The following is a 3060-nucleotide window of genomic DNA, read 5'->3' as shown; positions in this document are numbered from 1 at the left end:
ATCGTCTGAGAGATACTTGGTGTTTCTTTCTAGGTTTGGCGGTGACCTACTCTCCCACGTCTTGAGACGCAGTACCATTGGCGCGGTCGCACTTAACGGCCGGGTTCGGAAAGGGACCGGGTGTTTTGCTGACGCTATGACCACCAAACCGAGGAAGAAACACGTTTATCGGTGTGCGCTTTGGCTTTGGTTTGCCGTTTTGCACATCGATGTCCAAGTCAGGCACACGTTGGTGTGATGCTTGTTGGTTCCGTGGAAGCCTGGCTTTCACTGGATCAAATCAAGCCTATCGGGCAATTAGTACCGGTCAACTGAACGCATTGCTGCGCTTACATCTCCGGCCTATCGACGAGATGGTCTATCTCGGCCCTCGGGGATACCTTGTTTTGAGGGGGGCTTCCCGCTTAGATGCCTTCAGCGGTTATCCTTTCCGATCATAGCTACCCTGCACTGCTGCTGGCGCAACAACAGGTCCACCAGTGGATCGTTCACCCCGGTCCTCTCGTACTAGGGGCAACTCCTCTCAAGTATCCTACACCCACGGCAGATAGGGACCGAACTGTCTCACGACGTTCTAAACCCAGCTCACGTACCTCTTTAAACGGCGAACAGCCGTACCCTTGGGACCTGCTCCAGCCCCAGGATGAGATGAGCCGACATCGAGGTGCCAAACGGTGCCGTCGATATGGACTCTTGGGCACCATCAGCCTGTTATCCCCGGCGTACCTTTTATCCGTTGAGCGATGGCCCTTCCACTCGGGACCACCGGATCACTATGGCCGTCTTTCGACTCTGCTCGACTTGTCAGTCTCGCAGTCAGGCTGGCTTCTGCCATTGCACTCAACGAGCGATTTCCGACCGCTCTGAGCCAACCTTCGCGCGCCTCCGTTACGCTTTAGGAGGCGACCGCCCCAGTCAAACTACCCGCCACAGAGGGTCCCGGATCCGGATGACGGACCGCGGTTAGACAACAAGAATGCGAAGGGTGGTATCTCAAGGGTGACTCCACCGGAACTGGCGTTCCGGCTTCGAAGTCTACCACCTATCCTGCACATCCCAGTCCTGTTGCCAGTCTGAAGCTGTAGTAAAGGTGCACGGGGTCTTTCCGTCTAACCGCGGGAAGCCTGCATCTTGACAGGCAATTCGATTTCGCTGAGTTGATGTTGGAGACAGCGGGGAAGTCGTTACGCCATTCGTGCAGGTCGGAACTTACCCGACAAGGAATTTCGCTACCTTAGGACCGTTATAGTTACGGCCGCCGTTTACCGGGGCTTCAATTCGGTGCTTGCACACCTCCTTTTAACCTTCCGGCACCGGGCAGGCGTCAGACCCTATACGTCGTCTTGCGACTTCGCAGAGCCCTGTGTTTTTAGTAAACAGTCGCCACCCCCTGGTTTGTGCCCCCGGATCCAAGTTGCCTTGAACCCGGGCCTCCTTCTCGCGAACTTACGGAGGTATTTTGCCGAGTTCCTTCAACATCATTCTCTCAAGCGCCTTGGTATTCTCTACCAGTCCACCTGTGTCGGTTTAGGGTACGATCTTGTAGTGGGGCTATTTCCAGGAACCGCTCAGCAGCCCGACCAATCCGATAAGGCCGAACTACACCCGCGATCCGTCACCTCCACATGGCCCAGGAATATTAACCTGGTTCCCATCGACTACGCCTTTCGGCCTCGCCTTAGGGGTCGGCTTACCCTGCTCAGATTAGCTTTAAGCAGGAACCCTTGGACTTTCGGCGACAGGGTCTCTCACCCTGTTTGTCGCTACTCACGTCATCATTCTCGCTAGTGATCTCTCCACCGGATGGCTCACGCCCCGGCTTCACAGAACAGACTTCGTCTCTTCTGATCTCTTTTTTGTCCTATCGCCTATCGGCTACTTGAGGACGTATGCATGACCACCTTTCGCTGCCTTCGTGCATGCACGCGGGCAATTCGGGTGATCCTGCAAAAGATCAGAACAAGACGTAGTCTGATGTCACACTACGCTCCGCTACCATGCGCTATGCGCATCCTCAGCTTCGGCTCATGGCTTGAGCCCCGTTACATCTTCGCCGCAGGACAACTTGTTTAGACCAGTGAGCTGTTACGCTATCTTTAAAGGATGGCTGCTTCTAAGCCAACCTCCTGGTTGTTTTGGTCGTCCCACCTGCTTTCCCACTTAGCCATGAATTGGGGGCCTTAGCTGGAGGTCAGGGTTGTTTCCCTCTCCACGACGGGCGTTAGCACCCGCCGTGTGTCTGCCGAGTAGTACTCCCGGGTATTCGGAGTTTGGTTAGGATCAGTAAGCCTGTGGGGCCCCATTACCCATCCAGTGCTCTACCCCCCGGGGTATTCGCTCGACGCTCTACCTAAATAGATTTCGCGGAGAACCAGCTATCTCCGAGTTTGATTGGCCTTTCACCCCTAGGCACAACTCATCCCGACCTTTTTCAACAGGTGTGGGTTCGGACCTCCAGCAAGTGTTACCTTGCCTTCATCCTGGTCATGCCTAGATCACTCGGTTTCGGGTCTGATCCCACGAACTCGACGCCCTATTAAGACTCGCTTTCGCTGCGCCTACACCTATCGGCTTAAGCTTGCTCGTGAGACCAAGTCGATGACCCATTATACAAAAGGTACGCCGTCACCTCTCGAGGAGGCTCCGACTGCTTGTAGGCGTCCGGTTTCAGGTACTGTTTCACTCCCCTCGTCGGGGTGCTTTTCACCTTTCCCTCACGGTACTGGTTCGCTATCGGTCAGTAAGGAGTACTTAGCCTTCGAAGGTGGTCCTCCGATCTTCAGACAGGATTTCACGTGTCCCGCCCTACTTGATACGTCCGATCATGCTTCCCATACGGGGCTGTCACCCGCTCTGGCCAATCTTTCCAGATTGTTCTGGTCACACTCACGGCTCGGCTGGTCCCCGTTCGCTCGCCGCTACTAGGGGAGTCGCTATTGCTGTCCTTTCCTCCGGGTACTTAGATGTTTCAGTTCCCCGGGTTTGCCTTTTCAACCCTATATATTCAGGTCAAAAATACCTGTTTTTGCCCACTGGTGAGCCCACCACATCGTTCTCAAG

The 3060-nt window shown here is 55.0% G+C and carries 2 rRNA genes; both read right to left on the bottom strand.

The features are described 5' to 3' along the window. Nucleotides 1–33: 33 nt before the first annotated feature. A 5S ribosomal RNA gene (gene rrf, locus QQK83_RS19100) occupies nucleotides 34–148 on the bottom strand. Between the two features lie 128 nt (nucleotides 149–276). Then, nucleotides 277–3060 (bottom strand): 23S ribosomal RNA (locus tag QQK83_RS19095); the annotation flags it as partial.

It is taken from the genome of Roseicyclus amphidinii (genome assembly GCF_030163755.1).
Lineage (GTDB): Bacteria > Pseudomonadota > Alphaproteobacteria > Rhodobacterales > Rhodobacteraceae > Roseicyclus > Roseicyclus amphidinii.
The sequence above is the reverse complement of the archived record's forward strand: the minus strand, read 5'-3'. Positions and strand labels throughout refer to the sequence as shown.